At 71.3% G+C, this 15,153-nt stretch carries 15 protein-coding genes; 3 read left to right on the top strand and 12 right to left on the bottom strand.

The features are described 5' to 3' along the window. Positions 1-687 precede the first annotated feature (687 nt). The 11 genes from tyrS to argC all read right to left on the bottom strand — a co-directional run bounded on the left by tyrS (position 688) and on the right by argC (position 12,072). Entirely contained in the window at positions 688-1,950 is a 1,263-nt protein-coding gene (gene tyrS, locus AC1DPN_RS18880) for a tyrosine--tRNA ligase (RefSeq protein ID WP_477086317.1), read from the bottom strand. Between the two features lie 63 nt (positions 1,951-2,013). Beyond that, on the bottom strand, positions 2,014-2,718 hold the full coding sequence (locus AC1DPN_RS18875; protein WP_477086316.1) for a DNA-3-methyladenine glycosylase: 705 nt from the start codon (positions 2,716-2,718) through the stop codon (positions 2,014-2,016). Next, positions 2,715-3,314 (bottom strand): uridine kinase family protein, encoded by a 600-nt coding sequence (locus AC1DPN_RS18870; RefSeq protein WP_477086315.1) that lies wholly within the window; start codon positions 3,312-3,314, stop codon positions 2,715-2,717. Before AC1DPN_RS18870 ends, AC1DPN_RS18875 begins: the two co-directional genes overlap by 4 nt. A 7-nt stretch (positions 3,315-3,321) precedes the next feature. Further along, positions 3,322-4,740, bottom strand: coding sequence for an argininosuccinate lyase (gene argH, locus AC1DPN_RS18865; RefSeq protein WP_477086314.1), 1,419 nt, complete (start codon positions 4,738-4,740; stop codon positions 3,322-3,324). A gap of 37 nt (positions 4,741-4,777) precedes the next feature. Further along, complete coding sequence (locus AC1DPN_RS18860; RefSeq protein ID WP_477086313.1) at positions 4,778-6,019, bottom strand: argininosuccinate synthase; 1,242 nt, start codon at positions 6,017-6,019, stop codon at positions 4,778-4,780. 28 nt (positions 6,020-6,047) lie between these two features. After that, the gene (locus AC1DPN_RS18855) at positions 6,048-6,620 is read right to left on the bottom strand and encodes an arginine repressor (RefSeq protein ID WP_477086312.1); all 573 of its coding nucleotides are present in this window, start codon (positions 6,618-6,620) and stop codon (positions 6,048-6,050) included. Then, on the bottom strand, positions 6,617-7,549 hold the full coding sequence (gene argF, locus AC1DPN_RS18850) for an ornithine carbamoyltransferase (RefSeq protein ID WP_477086311.1): 933 nt from the start codon (positions 7,547-7,549) through the stop codon (positions 6,617-6,619). Before argF ends, AC1DPN_RS18855 begins: the two co-directional genes overlap by 4 nt. Further along, positions 7,546-8,823 (bottom strand): acetylornithine transaminase, encoded by a 1,278-nt coding sequence (locus tag AC1DPN_RS18845; RefSeq protein WP_477086310.1) that lies wholly within the window; start codon positions 8,821-8,823, stop codon positions 7,546-7,548. Before AC1DPN_RS18845 ends, argF begins: the two co-directional genes overlap by 4 nt. Continuing rightward, on the bottom strand, positions 8,820-9,800 hold the full coding sequence (argB, locus tag AC1DPN_RS18840; protein WP_477086309.1) for an acetylglutamate kinase: 981 nt from the start codon (positions 9,798-9,800) through the stop codon (positions 8,820-8,822). Before argB ends, AC1DPN_RS18845 begins: the two co-directional genes overlap by 4 nt. Then, positions 9,797-11,011 (bottom strand): bifunctional glutamate N-acetyltransferase/amino-acid acetyltransferase ArgJ, encoded by a 1,215-nt coding sequence (argJ, locus tag AC1DPN_RS18835; protein WP_477086308.1) that lies wholly within the window; start codon positions 11,009-11,011, stop codon positions 9,797-9,799. The genes argB and argJ overlap by 4 nt, the downstream gene beginning before the upstream one ends. Further along, the gene (gene argC, locus AC1DPN_RS18830) at positions 11,008-12,072 is read right to left on the bottom strand and encodes an N-acetyl-gamma-glutamyl-phosphate reductase (RefSeq protein WP_477086307.1); all 1,065 of its coding nucleotides are present in this window, start codon (positions 12,070-12,072) and stop codon (positions 11,008-11,010) included. The genes argJ and argC overlap by 4 nt, the downstream gene beginning before the upstream one ends. 82 nt (positions 12,073-12,154) lie before the next feature. Between argC and AC1DPN_RS18825 the strand changes: the two genes are divergently transcribed. From AC1DPN_RS18825 to AC1DPN_RS18815, 3 genes are read left to right on the top strand one after another with little or no spacing between them, the layout of a single operon-like run. Beyond that, positions 12,155-13,138, top strand: a complete 984-nt coding sequence (locus AC1DPN_RS18825; protein ID WP_477086306.1) for a quinone oxidoreductase family protein — start codon at positions 12,155-12,157, stop codon at positions 13,136-13,138. Next, entirely contained in the window at positions 13,135-13,893 is a 759-nt protein-coding gene (locus AC1DPN_RS18820) for a DsbA family oxidoreductase (protein WP_477086305.1), read from the top strand. Before AC1DPN_RS18825 ends, AC1DPN_RS18820 begins: the two co-directional genes overlap by 4 nt. Before the next feature lie 43 nt (positions 13,894-13,936). Next, positions 13,937-14,506: a dienelactone hydrolase family protein gene (locus tag AC1DPN_RS18815; protein WP_477086304.1), complete on the top strand. Its 570-nt coding sequence runs from the start codon at positions 13,937-13,939 to the stop codon at positions 14,504-14,506. A gap of 88 nt (positions 14,507-14,594) precedes the next feature. Here the strand turns inward: AC1DPN_RS18815 and AC1DPN_RS18810 are convergent, their stop codons facing one another. Continuing rightward, on the bottom strand, positions 14,595-15,077 hold the full coding sequence (locus AC1DPN_RS18810; protein WP_477086303.1) for an N-acetyltransferase family protein: 483 nt from the start codon (positions 15,075-15,077) through the stop codon (positions 14,595-14,597). Positions 15,078-15,153: the final 76 nt, after the last annotated feature.

Here is a 15,153-nt window from a genome sequence, read left to right as displayed (position 1 = left end):
TGTGTTAAGCACGCCGCCAGCGTTCGTCCTGAGCCAGAATCAAACTCTCCGTAAATGTCAACTGGCACCACACCACCAAAGCAGCATGGCAACCGACAAAACGAAACAGCCAACCGGTTCAACCCGGCCGACCAATCAGATTCGGCTGTTCGGGCACCGCCCTTCCACGGAGGTGAAAGAAACGACACCCATCTCAACCAAGACCCACCACCATCAACACCCCAGACCACCGGCCCAGAACATCTCAGATAGCGAGCCATATGGCATCGACTATTTGGCACACTGTTGAGTTCTCAAGGAACAGACGCGCATCTCCTCAGGATCTTTCGACCCGTCCGAGAGGCTTTGTCGTTCTGAATCTTACCTGGCTTTTCGGCCGCATTCCGCCACCCTCTCGGGCAGCTCCTGCGGGCCTGGAGCCCGTCCCTCAGTCGTGTTCAGGGCGCACGAAGCGCGCTGTACATCGTTCGAGGGGTGGCCACCCTTGGGGACCAGCCACCGTGGTTCGATCCGCGGTGTCCGTTCCTCCCTCTCGGGCGACATCGAGAACATTACGCGCGTGTTGCGGCAGGTGTCCAATCGCCCTGCGGTGACGCCGGTCACCAGGGCCCTTCAGGGGACGTACCTGCAGGTCAGAGGCGACAAGAGGCCCGCGGGAGCGTCTCGCGGGCCTCTCGTCACGACAGGTCACGCCTCGGCGTCGACCACCGCGAGGGTGCGCTTTCCGCGGCGAAGTACGGCAAACCGACCGTGCAGCAGATCGTCGGCGGACAGCACGGCGTCCTCGGCGGCGACGCGGACGTTGTTGACCGACGCTCCTCCCTCGGCGATCGCCCGACGCGCGGCTCCCTTGCTGGCGACCACTCCGGTCGCGGCGAGCAGGTCGGCGATCGAGTCGCCGGCCTTCCCAGGTGCGGACGGCAGCTCGGCGACGGCCGCGGTGAGGGTCGCGAGCGACAGGTCGCTCAGCGAACCCCGACCGAAGAGCGCCTGGCTCGCGGCCACGACCTGGTCGGCCGCGTCCGCGCCGTGCACGAGCGACGTGACCTCGTACGCGAGCGTGCGCTGGGCCTCGCGGGCAGCCGGTGCAGCAGCCACCGCAGCCGCCAGCTCGTCGATGCGTTCACGCGACAGGAACGTGAAGACAGAGAGGTAGTTCACGACGTTCGCGTCCTCGGCGTTCAGCCAGAACTGGAAGAACGCGTAGGGGCTGGTCATCTCCGGGTCGAGCCAGACGGTCCCGGTCTCGGTCTTGCCGAACTTGGTGCCGTCCGCCTTCGTGATCAGCGGTGTGGCCAGGGCGTGGACCGCGACCCCCTCTGCCTTGCGGATGAGCTCGACGCCCGAGAGCAGGTTGCCCCACTGATCGTTGCCGCCGGTCTGCAGGGCGATCCCGTGCCGGCGGTACAGCTCCAGGAAGTCCATCCCCTGCAGGATCTGGTAGCTGAACTCGGTGAAGCTGATGCCCTGCTCGCTGTTCAGGCGTCGGGCCACGGTGTCCTTGGCGAGCATCGTCCCCAGTCGGTAGTGCTTGCCGACGTCGCGCAGGAAGTCGATGGCCGACAGCGGTGCCGTCCAGTCGAGGTTGTTGACCATGGTGGCCGCGTGCGGGCCGTCGAACCGCAGGAGCGGCTCGATCTGCTTGCGGATGCGCTCGACCCACCCAGCGACGAGGTCGGGGGAATTGAGCGTCCGCTCCCCCGCCATCTTCGGGTCACCGATGAGGCCCGTCGCGCCACCCACCAGCGCGAACGGCACGTGGCCGGCGTCCTGCAGCCGGCGGACGGTGAGGATCTGCACGAGGTTGCCGATGTGCAGGCTGGGCGCCGTCGGGTCGAAGCCGCAGTACAGCGACACGGGGCCCGCAGTCAGTGCGGAACGCAGCGCGTCCAGGTCCGTGGTCTGGGCGATCAGCCCGCGCCACTCGAGCTCGTCGAGAACGTGGTTCATGGAAGCTCCTGGGAAGAGACGAGAAGAGGAAGGGGCGGCGTCAGGCGGCCGACGTCGTCGCCCTCAGGGGGCGTCTGTCGACGTCGGCGACCGATACGCCGGGCGGTATGCGGAGACGGTGCGCTCGTCGGTGAGCCAGTAGCGCCAGGGGAACCTGTTGCCCTCGCCGCCCGATCCGGAGACGCCGACGCGCGGGCCGGACTTGTGGGTCGGCTGGACGACCACCTGCTGGCGATGCAGGACGACGTCGCCGCCGGCCTCCGTGACGTCCGCCCCGTTGGCGCGCATGTCGAGACCGAGTGCGACGGCCAGGCGGGCGGGTCCGCGGGCGAGCTGGCGCTCCGAGTCCACGACGCCGACCGCTTCACGGCGACTCCACGCGAGGTCGACGCCGTCGACCACCTCGCCGGCACGGAGCAGGACGGCGGACGGGCTGCCTGTCGGCTCGGTGACGATGTTGAGGCAGTGGTGCAGCCCCAGGTGGCGGTAGACGTAGAGGCGACCGGGCTCAGCGAACATCACCGCGTTGCGGGACGTGCGGCCGCGGTACGCGTGCGAGCCCGGGTCGTCGGCTCCCGCGTACGCCTCGACCTCGGTGATGCGCAGCGTCACGTCACCTTCAGCCGAACGTGAGGTGAGGTAGGCGCCGAGCAGGTCGCGTGCCACGGCGTGCACCTCGCGGCTGAACCAGACCCGCGCCGGAACCACGAACGTGCGCGGATCCGCGACGTCCGGCAGCTCGAATCGGTTCTCGGGCGACGTGCTCACACGCCCATCTTGCCGTACGTCGTCGGGCTCGCGTCGTCGGTCACCACACTGCCGAACGCGTCCAGCCGGACGTCGGCGCGCTCGCGTGTGCGCTCCCGCGCGAAGTGCTCGGCCTCGCCCGACATCCAGGTGACCCAGTGCTCGCGCGCGTCCGCGCCGTCCCGGGCGAGCCCGCGTTCGAGCCGCAGGTCGGCGGGCGCCTCGACCCACACGCGCAGGACGGCGAGCGGGTCGACCTCGCGGCGGCCGGAACCGCACCCCTCCAGGACGAGCAGCTCGGGCACCTCGAGGTCGACCCACTCGGCGAACGCTCCCGACGGCCAGTCGTACCGCTGGTAGCGGCCCGGGCGGCCGCGACGCAGCGGCTCGAGGACCTGAGCGGACAGCCGCGGCCACAGCGAGCCCTCGAGACCCGCCCATCCTTCGTAGAGGTCGTCGAGGTGCAGGACGGCGGCTGTGGCGCCCAGCTCTGCGGCTTCTCGGGCGACCAGCGACGCGGTCGTCGTCTTGCCGGAGCCCGCCGGTCCGTCGATGGACACCAGCCTCACCGGGCCGAGGCGGGCCGGTGCGGCGAGTGCACGGGACGCGATGCTCATCCGGCGGTCAGGACGTCCAGGTCCGCAGCTCTGCCGTGCGCGCACGAGCACGGACCAGCTGCTCGGCCACCCGCACCGGCGCGGTGCCGCCGACCGCGTTCCTCGAGGCCAGCGAGCCCTCGACCGTCAGCACGGTCCGCACCTCGGGAGTCAGGTGCGGGCTGATCGCGGCCAGCTCGTCGTCGGACAGGTCCCACAGCTCGATCGACGGCTCGTGCTCTTCGCAGGCCCGGACGCACGCGCCGGCAACCTCGTGAGCAACGCGGAACGGCACGCCGTTGCGCACGAGCCACTCCGCGATGTCAGTCGCGAGCGAGAAGCCCTGCGGCGCGAGCGAGGCGAGGCGAGAGGTGTCGAACTCGAGCGTCGCGACCATGCCGGCGAACGCGGGCAGCAGGATCGTGAGCTGGTCGATCTGGTCGAAGACCGGTTCCTTGTCCTCCTGCAGGTCACGGTTGTACGCGAGCGGCAGACCCTTGAGCGTCGTGAGCAGGCCGGTCAGGTCGCCGACGAGACGCCCCGCCTTGCCCCGGGCGAGCTCGGCGATGTCCGGGTTCTTCTTCTGCGGCATGATGCTCGACCCCGTGGAGTAGGCGTCGTGCAGCTTGACGAAGCCGAACTCCTTGGTCGCCCAGAGGATGACCTCCTCCGCGAGCCGCGAGATGTCCACAGCAGCCATCGCGGCGACGAACGCGAACTCGGCGACGACGTCCCGCGAGGCCGTGCCGTCGATCGAGTTCTCGACCGGGCCGTCGAAGCCCAGGTCCGCAGCGACGGCGGCCGGGTCGAGGCCGAGCGACGAGCCCGCCAGCGCCCCGGAGCCGTACGGCGAGCGCGCCGCCCGGGCGTCCCAGTCCTGCCAGCGCTCGACGTCCCGCAGCAGCGGCCAGACGTGTGCGAGCAGGTGGTGGGCCAGGAGGACCGGCTGGGCGTGCTGCAGGTGCGTGCGGCCGGGCATCGGGGCGTCGCCGGCGGCCGCGGCCTGGTCGGTGAGCGCGTCGGCGACGTCGAGCAGGAGCCCACCGACGAGTCGTGCCTGCTCGCGCAGGTACATCCGCACGAGCGTGGCGATCTGGTCGTTGCGCGAGCGGCCCGCACGGAGCTTGCCGCCCAGGTCGGCGCCCGCACGGTCGATCAGGCCACGCTCCAGCGCGGTGTGCACGTCCTCGTCGGCGAGCACCGGCAGGAAGTCGCCGCTGTCCACGTCGGCCCGCAGCCGCTCGAGGGCGTCGACCATCCCCGTCAGCTCGTCGTCCGTCAGCAGACCTGCTGCGTGCAGGACGCGGGCGTGCGCGACGGAGCCTGAGATGTCGTGCCCGGCGAGCCGCCAGTCGAAGTGCGTCGACTGCGACAGCGCCTGGAGCGCCTCCGACGGCCCGCCGGCGAACCGGCCGCCCCAGAGGGCCGACGAGGGCGGCGTCGACACGGTCTCCGCCGATCGAGCAGGTGGCTGCGTGACTTCGTCAGACACCCGCGATCCCGCCCTGCGAACCGAGGTCCACACCGTTGCCGAAACGCACGTCGCGCGCCGCGGCGAGCTTCGAGGACAGGCCGTAGATCTCGATGAAGCCCTTGGCCGCGGCCTGGTCGAACGTGTCGCCGGTGTCGTACGTGGCCAGGTTGAAGTCGTAGAGGCTCGCGTCCGAGCGACGGCCGGTGACGGTCGCGCGCCCGCCGTGCAGGACGATCCGCACGTCGCCGGAGACATAGCGCTGCGTGTCGTCGACGAAGACGTCGAGCGACTTCTTGAGCGGCGAGAACCACTGGCCGTCGTAGACCAGCTCGGTCCAGCGCTGCTCGACGCCACGCTTGAACCGCGCCTGCTCGCGCTCGACCGTGACGTTCTCGAGCTCCTGGTGAGCGGCGATGAGCGCGATGGCGCCGGGCGCCTCGTACACCTCGCGCGACTTGATGCCCACCAGGCGGTCCTCGACGATGTCGATCCGGCCGATCCCCTGGGCGCCCGCGCGGCGGTTCATCTCCTGGATGGCCTGCAGCGGGGTGACGGGCACGCCGTCGAGCGCGACCGGCACGCCGGCCTCGAACGTGATGACGACCTCGTCGGCGACCGGCGGGAACGTCGGGTCGTCGGTGTAGGTGTAGACGTCCTTGGTGGGCCCGTTCCAGATGTCCTCGAGGAAGCCGGTCTCCACCGCACGACCCCAGACGTTCTGGTCGATCGAGAACGGGTTGTGCTTGGTGGTCTCGATCGGCAGCGCGTTGCGCGTCGCGAACTCGATGGCCTTGTCGCGGGTCAGCGCGAGGTCGCGCACGGGCGCCAGGCAGGTCAGGTCGGGCGCCAACGACGTGATGCCGACCTCGAAGCGGACCTGGTCGTTGCCCTTGCCGGTGCAGCCGTGCGCCACCGTCGTCGCACCGAACTGGCGGGCGGCCCGCACGAGGTGCTTGACGATGACGGGGCGGGACAGGGCCGAGACCAGCGGGTAGCGGTCGAGGTACAGCGCGTTCGCCTTGAGCGCCGGCATGCAGTACTCCTCCGCGAACTCGTCGCGGGCGTCGGCCACGTAGGCCTCGACCGCGCCGCAGTCCAGAGCACGCTGGCGGATGACGTTGAGGTCCTCGCCGCCCTGGCCGACGTCGACGGCGACGGCGATCACCTCGGCGCCGGTCGCCTCCGCGATCCAGCCGATGCCGACAGAGGTGTCCAGGCCGCCGGAGTAGGCGAGGACGACGCGCTCAGTCATGAAAAGTCTCTCTTCTCGGGTTCGTTCTTCAGAGGTCAGTCTGCCGGGCGCGCGCGAGGGCGGCGTCCGGTCGTGCATCCGTGGCCAGCGCGAGGAAGCGCGCGGCGAGGGCCGCGCCCGTCGCCTGCGGTCCCTCGTCGCCCTCGCGGGCGATCACGAGGACCGTGTCGTCGCCCGCGATCGTGCCCAGCACGGCCGGCAGGATCGAGTGGTCGATCGCCGACGCGAGGAACTGCGCGGCGCCGGGCGGGGTGCGCAGGACGACGAGGTTGCCCGACGCCTCGGCGGTGACCAGCAGCTCCGCGCACAGGCGCGCGAGGCGGGAGGCGAGCATCTCCTCGTCGGGACCCGCGGCCGGCGTGCTGCGACCGCCGCCCTCGACGGGCACTGCGTAGGCGAGCGCCCCCGAGGGCGTGCGGATCTTGACCGCACGCAGCTCGACGAGGTCGCGGCTCAGCGTCGCCTGCGTGACCGAGACGCCCTCCGCCGCGAGCAGCTCGGCGAGCTGCTGCTGGGAGTGCACCAGGCCGCGGGTGAGCAGGGACGTCACCAGCGCGTGGCGGGCGGCCTTGGTGTGCGGGACGGACGACGTGACGCTCATGCCTGCTCCAGCAGCCACGTGAGCAGCGCCTTCTGCGCGTGCAGCCGGTTCTCGGCCTCGTCCCACACCACCGACTGCGGTCCGTCGAGGACCTCGGCGGTGATCTCCTTGCCACGGTAGGCAGGCAGGCAGTGCAGGACGATCGCGTCCGGTGCGGCCAGTGCCATCGCGGTCGCGTCGACGCGGTACGGCACGAACGGTGTCTCCCGCTCGGCAGCCTGGTCCTCCTGCCCCATCGACACCCAGGTGTCGGTGGCGACGACGTCGGCGCCGGACACGGCCGTCGCCAGGTCGTGCGTGACGGTCACGGAGCCGCCGGTCGTCGCAGCGACGGCCTCGGCGTCGGCGAGGATCGCCGCGTCGGGCAAGAACCCGGGTGGAGTCCCCACGCGCACGTGGAGACCAGCCGTCGCGCCCCCCAGCAGGTACGAGTGGGCCATGTTGTTCGCGCCGTCGCCGACGAAGGCGAGCGTCTGGCCCGCGAGCGCGTCCACGCCCCCGCGGTGCTGCGCGATCGTCATGAGGTCGGCGAGGATCTGGCACGGGTGGAACTCGTCGGTCAGCGCGTTGACGACCGGGACCCCGGACATCGCGGCCATCTGGTCGAGCCGCTCCTGCGCGTGCGTCCGCCACACGATCGCCGCGACCTGCCGGCCCAGGACACGCGCCGTGTCCGCGATGGACTCGCGCTGGCCGATCTTGGCGAGGTTGCCGTCGACGCTCAGCGGGAAGCCGCCGAGCTCCGAGATTCCGGCCGTGAACGACACCTGGGTGCGCAGCGTCGGCTTGTCGAAGATGACCGCGACCGGCTTCGGCCCGGCGAGCGGACTGCGCAGGAAGTGGTCCTCGCGGAACGCGAGAGCAAGTCGGAGCACCTCGCGCTGCTCTGCGGGTGACAGGTCGTCGTCGCGCAGGAAGGAACGGGTCACGACGACACCTCGAGCCCGGCCATGAAGTCGACGAACTGCGTCGCCTGCTCGTCGGTGAGGACGAACGGGGGTGCGAGCCGGATCGTCGTCGGCGTGCAGGCGTTCACGATGAAGCCGGCGGCGAGCGCTCGGGCGGCGACCTCCGCCGCGACCGGGCCCGACAGCTCGATGCCGATCAGCAGCCCCTCGCCCCGCACCGACACGACGAGCCCGTTGCTGGTGTCCATGAGGCCGGTCCGGAACCGCTCCCCCAGCTCGCGGACGTGGGCCAGCAGGTCGTCCCGCTCGATCACGCCGATGGTCGCCAGGGCGGCCGCCGACGCGACCGGGTTCCCGCCGAACGTCGAGCCGTGCTGGCCGCGCCCGAGAAGGGCCGCGGTGTCCGGGCCGTACGCGATGAGTGCGCCGACCGGGAAGCCGCCTCCGAGCCCCTTGGCCACGGTGACCGCGTCGGGCACGACGCCGCCCCCGATGTGCGGGTGGTGGTGCGCCATCCAGGCGCCCGTGCGGCCCATGCCGGACTGCACCTCGTCGAGGATCAGCAGGGCACCGTGCTCGGCGGTCAGCCGGCGCGCGAGCGCCAGGTAGCCCGGCGGCAGCGGTCGGACGCCCACCTCGCCCTGGATGGGCTCGACGAAGAGCGCCGCCACCTGGTCGCCACCCTCGGCGAAGGCGGCCTCGAGCGCTTCCGAGTCGCCGAACGGCACGAACTCGACACCACCCGGGAGCGGCTCGAACGGCTCGCGGTAGGCCGCCTTGTGCGTCAGAGCGAGAGCTCCCATCGACCGGCCGTGGAACGAGCCCTCGAGCGCGAGGATGCGCGGACGACCGGTGCGGCGGGCCAGCTTGAACGCCGCCTCGTTCGCCTCCGTCCCCGAGTTCGTGAGGAAGACGCGGGAGCCCTCAGGCGCGCCGGCGAGCGCGATGAGCCGCTCCGCGAACGCGATCTGCGTCGGGCTGCCGAAGAAGTTCGAGACGTGACCGAGCGTTCCGAGCTGCGCGCTGATGGCTGCGGTCAGCGTCGGGTGCGCGTGCCCGAGCGAGTTGACCGCGATGCCACCGAGCAGGTCGAGGTACCGGTTTCCGTCCGCGTCCCACACGTACGGGCCCTCGCCGCGCACGAGCACACGCTGTGGCGCGCCGAAGGTGTCCATCACGGCGTGCGTGTAGCGGTCGGTCCAGTCGGCGACCGAACCGTCGACGGCGGGAACGGGCAGCGTGGCGTCGGGCGTCGCGTCGGCCCGGTGGCGGGCGCGGTTGAGGATCTCGGTCACAGGTCCTGGCCCTTCGGGGTGCGGGCGACGACCGGGATGGGCGCCGTGAACGGAGCGTCCGCAGGCTCCTCGTCGGGAAGCACCATGGTGCCGATGCCCTCCGAGGTGAAGATCTCCACGAGGATCGAGTGTGGTTCGCGGCCGTCGATGACGTGCGCACGGCCGACGCCTCCCTCGACGGCCCGCCAGCAGGCCTCCATCTTGGGCCGCATGCCGGAGTCGAGCGTCGGCAGGAGCGTGGCGAGCTCGGCGGCCCGCAGGCGGCGCACGAGCGACCCCTTGTCCGGCCAGCTCGTGTAGAGGCCCTCGACGTCCGTCAGCACGATGAGCTTGCGCGCGCCGAGCGCGACCGCGAGCGCGGCCGCTGCCGTGTCCGCGTTGACGTTGAGCACCTGCGTCGGGTCGTCGAGATCGGGCGCGACGGTCGAGACGACGGGGATCCGGCCCGCGTCGAGCAGGTCGAGCACCGCGCCGGGGTTGACCTGCACGACGTCGCCGACCAGCCCGACGTCGACGGCCTCGCCGTCCACGACCACCGAGCGGCGCCGAGCCTGGAACAGGCCACCGTCCTCTCCCGACAATCCGACCGCGTGCGGGCCGTGGGCGTTGAGCAGCCCGACGAGCTCGCGCGAGACCTGCCCGGTGAGCACCATCCGCACGACGTCCATCGCCTCGGGCGTGGTGACGCGCAGGCCGCCGCGGAACTCCGACTCGATGCCGAGCCGGTCCAGCATCGTGTTGATCTGCGGTCCGCCGCCGTGCACCACGACGGGTCGCAGCCCGACCTGGCGCAGGAACACCATGTCCTGCGCGAACGCGCGCTTGAGGTTCTCGTCGATCATGGCGTTGCCGCCGTACTTCACGACGACGAGCGCACCCGCGAACTTCTGCAGCCACGGGAGCGCCTCGATGAGCACCTCGGCCTTCTGCTCGGGCCGGAGGTCGGTGCGCGTGTTGAAGACGAACTCGTCGGTCACGTCGAGTACGCGCTGTTCTCGTGGATGTAGTCGTGCGTCAGGTCGTTGGTCCACACCGTGACCACCTCGGACCCAGCGTGCAGGTCGATCAGGACGTGCACCTCGCGGTGCGCGGCGAGGTCGACCTCGGTCCGCGGTCGGTAGGCGCCGCCCGCCTTGCAGACCATGACGCCGTTGATCGTGACGTCGAGCTGGTCAGGGTCGAACGGCGCGACGCTCTCCGGCACGGTCCCCACCTGCGCGAGCACCCTGCCCCAGTTCGGGTCGTTGCCGAACATCGCGGCCTTGAAGAGATTGGAGCGCGTGACGGCCCGTGCGACGGCGAGTCCCGCCGCCTCGCTCGAGGCGCCCATGACCGTCACCGCGATGTCGTGGGAGGCTCCCTCGGCATCGGCGACCAGTGCCCGAGCCAGCTCGGCGCATACCTGCGTGAGGGCGGCGGTGAAGCCGGCGGGCTCCGGGACCGCGCCGCTCGCGCCCGAGACCATCAGGGTCACGGTGTCCGACGTCGACATGCAGCCGTCGGAGTCCACCCGGTCGAACGTCTGGCTGGTCGCTGCCCGCAGCGCCGCGTCGGCCGTCTCGGCGTCGATGTCGGCGTCCGTGGTGATCACGCAGAGCATCGTCGCCAGCCCGGGCGCGAGCATGCCGGCGCCCTTGGCCATACCGCCGACGGTCCACTCGCCCCGGTCGCCGTTGATCGTCGTGTGCGCCGTCTTGGGGACGCTGTCGGTCGTCATGATCGCGACCGCCGCGTCCGGGCCACCCGTGCGGGACAGGGCGGCCGCAGCGTCGTCGACACCGGCGAGCAGCTTGCCGATGGGCAGGGGCACGCCGATGATGCCGGTCGAGCAGACCACCACGTCGCCAGGCGAGACGTCGAGGACCGAACCGACCTTCTCGGCGGTCCGGTGCGTGTCGAGGAAGCCGTCCGGTCCGGTGCTCACGTTGGCGCCGCCGGAGTTCAGGACGACCGCGCTGACGACCCCGTCCGCCACGACCTGGCGGGACCACACCACCGGAGCACCGACCACCCGGTTCGTCGTGAAGACCGCCGCGCCGACCCGCGAGGGCCCCTCGTTGACGACGAGCGCGAGGTCCGGTCGGCCCGAGGACTTCAGGCCCGCGACGACACCGGACGCACGGAAGCCGGCGGCCGCGGTGACGCCCGGGGAGGGCTGCGTGGGTGCAGCGAACGTCTCGACAGTCATGGGGCTACTCCATCCAGGGGAAGTCCGAGAGTCTCGTCGAGACCCAGTGCGAGGTTGAGCGACTGCAGGGCGCCGCCGGCGGTGCCCTTGACCAGGTTGTCGATCGCGGTGACCGTGACGACGCGGCCGGCACGCTCGTCGACCGCGACCTGGACGAGCGCGGTGTTCGCCCCCAGCGTGGCGGCAGTCGTCGGCCACTGGCCTTCCGGCAGCACGTGCACGAACGGCTCGTCGGCGTACGTCTGCTCCCAGGCGGCGCGCACCGAGGCCGGGTCCGTGCCGGGGACCAGCCGCGCCGTCGCCGTCGCGAGGATCCCGCGGGCCATCGGGACGAGCGTCGGCGTGAACGAGATGGTCACGTCGGACGCCCCGGCGGACCGCAGGTTCTGGCCGATCTCCGGGATGTGCCGGTGCGTGCCGCCCACCGCGTACGGCTGCGCCGAACCGAGCGCCTCGCTCGCGAGCAGGTGCGTCTTGAGCGACTTGCCGGCGCCGGAGTAACCGTTGGCGAGGACAGCGACGATGTCGGTCGGCTCGATCAGACCGGCCGCGATCCCCGGTTGCAGGCCGAGCGAGACCGCGGTGACGTTGCAGCCCGGCACCGCGATCCTCGTCGCGCCCCGCAGGATGGTGCGCTGGGCGGAGGCCCTCTGCTCCCCCGCGTGCAGCAGCTCGGGCAGGCCGTACGGCCAGGTGCCGGCGTGGGCGCTGCCGTAGTAGGCCTCCCAGTCGGCCGCGTCGACCAGCCGGTGGTCGGCTCCCAGGTCGACGACGATCGCGGTGTCGCCACGGGCGGCGAGCTCGGCCGCGACGGCACCGCTGGCGCCGTGCGGGAGCGCGAGCACGACGACGTCGTGCCCGACCAGTGCGTCGACGTCCGTGGGCGCGAGCACCCGCTGCGCGAGCGACCGCAGGTGCGGCTGGTGGGCACCGAGCACGGTTCCGGCGTTGGAGTGGGCCGTGAGCGCGCCGATCTCGGCCTCGGGATGGCCGAGCAGCACGCGCAGCATCTCGCCGCCCGCGTACCCGCTGGCTCCCGCGACCGCGACCGTGAATGTCATGTGCATGAACATACATGCACATGTACGAAGATACGAACGCCTCGACAGGGATGATCACGTCGCGTCGACGTGTTCCCCCAACGTGCGCGCAATCCAGGCCTCCGCTGCGGGCGGACCCGACGTCCTCGAGCTCGTCGACCTTCCCGATCCCACGCCCGGCCCCGACGAGGTCGTCGTGCGGGTCGCGGCGGCGGGCGTCAACTTCATCGACACGTACCGCCGCGCGGGCGTCTACCAGGTGCCTTTCCCGCACGTGGTCGGCTCCGAGGGCGCGGGTGAGGTGGTGGCGGTCGGCTCCGACGTCACCGAGGTGGCCATCGGAGACCACGTCGCGTGGTCGTCGGCGCCGTCCTCCTACGCGGAGCTGGTGCGTGTGCGCGAGTCACAGGTGCTGCCGGTCCCGGTGGGGGTCGATCTCCAGGTCGCAGCCGCGCTCCCTCTCCAGGGGATGACGGCGCACTACCTCGTGACCTCGGTGTTCCCCCTCGCGGCCGGCCATGACGTCCTCGTGCACGCGGCCGCCGGCGGCGTCGGCCTGCTGCTGACCCAGCTGGCAGCGGCACGGGGCGCGCGCGTGATCGCGACCGTGGGCAGCGCCGACAAGGAGAGGCTCGCGCGCGAGGCCGGCGCGGCGGAGGTCATCCGGTACCGCGAGCTCGACGACCTGACGCACGACCTCCCTGCTCAGGTGCGCGCGCTGACCGACGGGTACGGCGTGCACGTCGTGTACGACTCCGTGGGCAAGGACACCTTCGACGCGTCGCTCGCCTCGCTGCGCCGCCGCGGCACCCTGGTGCTGTTCGGTGCGTCGTCCGGGCCGGTCCCGCCGGTCGACCCCCAGCGCCTCAACAGCGGCGGCTCCCTGTTCCTGACCCGGCCGACGCTCGGTGACTTCACCGCCACCCGCGACGAGCTCGTGTGGCGGTCCCGCGAGCTGTTCGACGCGGTCCTCGCCGGCGAGCTCGACGTGCGCGTCGGCGCCACCTTCTCGTTGGCCGACGCGGCCGACGCCCACCGCGCGCTCGAGTCGCGTGACACGACCGGAAAGGTCCTGCTCCTCCCGTGACAGCGCCCGTTGCCCTCCCTACCCTCAACCAGACCCGCACGCTCCACGTCGAGATCTGGTCGGACATCGCCTGCCCGTGGTGCTACATCGGCAAGAAACGGTTCGAGACGGCGCTCGACGCCTTCCCGTTCCGTGACGACGTGCGGGTGACCTGGCGCTCGTTCGAGCTCTCGCCGGACACCCCAGCCGGTCCCGGACGGCCCGAGGTCGACGCGCTCGCCGAGCACAAGGGCATCCCGCGGCCGCAGGTCGAGCGGATGTTCGCGCAGGTCACCGCGGTCGCCGCCGCGGAGGGGCTCACCTACGACTTCGACCGGACCCTGTCCGCGAACACGTTCGACGGGCACCGCCTCGTGCACCTGGCGGCGTCCGCCGGTGGGCCGACGCTCGCCGACCGTGTGCTCGAGGCCCTGTACTCCGCGCACTTCGAGCACGGCGCCGACCTCGGTGACGACGAGACGCTCGTGCGCATCGTGAGCGAGGCCGGACTCGACGCCGACGCCGCACGCGCCACCCTCGCGGGGAACGACCACGCGGAGGCCGTGCGCCACGACGAGGCGGAGGCCCGTGCGATCGGCGTGACCGGTGTGCCCTTCTTCGTCGTCGACCGCCGCATCGGCGTCTCCGGCGCACAGCCGGCCGACGTGTTCACGCAGCTGCTCGAGGAGGGCTGGAAGACCGCCAACCCGCTGGCCACGCTCGCAGTCGCGGACCCCGACGCCGCCGCGTGCGTGGACGACTCCTGCGCGATCTGAGTCGTCTGGGCGGAGTGTCAGACCCTTGGGCAAGGATCGACGCATGTCCACCATCCTGCTCCTGCACCACGCGCAGGGTCTGACGCCGGGCGTCCTCGCCTTCGCAGACTCCCTCCGAGCGGCGGGCCACACCGTGCACGCACCTGACGTGTACGACGGCCGCACGTTCGACGACCTCGGCTCAGGAATCGCCTACGCCGGCGAGACCGGCTTCGGGAACGTCATGCAACGCGGGGTCGCGGCGGCCGAGGGGCTGCCCGACAGCACGGTCTACATCGGCATCTCGCTCGGCGTGATGGCTGCGCAACAGCTGGCGCAGACGCGCCCCGGGGCGGCGGGTGCGGTGCTCATCGCGTCGTGCGTGCCCGCCTCCGAGTTCGGCGGCTGGCCGGACGGTGTGCCGGTGCAGGTGCACGGCGCGGATGCCGACCCGATCTTCGTCGACGAGGGAGACCTCGACGCGGCCCGTGCGCTCGTCGCTTCCGTGGACACGGCCGAGCTGTTCCTCTACCCGGGCGACCAGCACCTGTTCCTGGACAGCAGCCTGCCGGGGTACGACGAGGCGGCCACGGAGGAGCTGACCGCCAGGGTGCTCGCGTTCCTGGCGAGATAGCGCCCGGGGAGCAGAGCAGGCGTCGGTCGCCGCCCGCGGAGACGTTGCGATGGGACAGGGACGGCCGCCGAGCGACCGTCCCTGCCAATCAGATCTGCTTGAGGTAGCCCGCGATGGGGATCTTGGTGAAGCCGAGACTTTCGTAGAGCCCTCGAGCAGCCGCGTGGAACGCGTCATCACCCGTTCCGATTCCGACGACGTGGACCCCCTCCGCCTTCATCTCGCGGATGGCGTGTCGGCACAGCTGCGCGCCGATGTCGTGGCGTCGGTGGTCCGATGACACCGCAAGCATGTCGATCTGGCCGCTGCTGGGTCGCTCGCCGGGCTTCCACGCGACGTACCCGACGATGGCCGACCCGATCTGGGCGACCACGACGTGGCGCCCCACGGTGGGATCGTGCAAGCCCGCTACCTCGACTCGGTAGTCCAGTTCCCACTGGCCATGCTGGTGCCGGAACAGCTCGTCGCCCAGCAGCGGGCGGACGTAGTCCTCGAAGAAGGGGCGAAACGTCGCGATGGTGAGGTCGATGAGAGCCTCGAGATCCGATTCTGTGAAGGGCCGGAGAAGCATGGACGTGCCCCTTCGCTGTGTGCGGACGGCGGCCACTGGCTGGACTCGACTCCACCAGTCTGCCCACTCGTCGTCG

The organism is Cellulomonas sp. P4_H4 (assembly GCF_056400865.1).
This window is presented reverse-complemented; position numbering and strand designations above follow the sequence as displayed.

Bases quoted from the DNA above. Each gene is read 5' to 3' on its own strand.
- tyrS (WP_477086317.1), bottom strand. From the start codon at position 1,950: ATGAACCACGTTCTCGACGAGCTCGAGTGGCGCGGGCTGATCGCCCAG.
- AC1DPN_RS18870 (WP_477086315.1), bottom strand. From the start codon at position 3,314: ATGAGCATCGCGTCCCGTGCACTCGCCGCACCGGCCCGCCTCGGCCCG.
- AC1DPN_RS18860 (WP_477086313.1), bottom strand. From the start codon at position 6,019: ATGACTGAGCGCGTCGTCCTCGCCTACTCCGGCGGCCTGGACACCTCT.
- AC1DPN_RS18855 (WP_477086312.1), bottom strand. From the start codon at position 6,620: ATGAGCGTCACGTCGTCCGTCCCGCACACCAAGGCCGCCCGCCACGCG.
- argJ (WP_477086308.1), bottom strand. From the start codon at position 11,011: ATGACTGTCGAGACGTTCGCTGCACCCACGCAGCCCTCCCCGGGCGTC.
- argC (WP_477086307.1), bottom strand. From the start codon at position 12,072: ATGACATTCACGGTCGCGGTCGCGGGAGCCAGCGGGTACGCGGGCGGC.
- AC1DPN_RS18815 (WP_477086304.1), top strand. From the start codon at position 13,937: ATGTCCACCATCCTGCTCCTGCACCACGCGCAGGGTCTGACGCCGGGC.
- AC1DPN_RS18810 (WP_477086303.1), bottom strand. From the start codon at position 15,077: ATGCTTCTCCGGCCCTTCACAGAATCGGATCTCGAGGCTCTCATCGAC.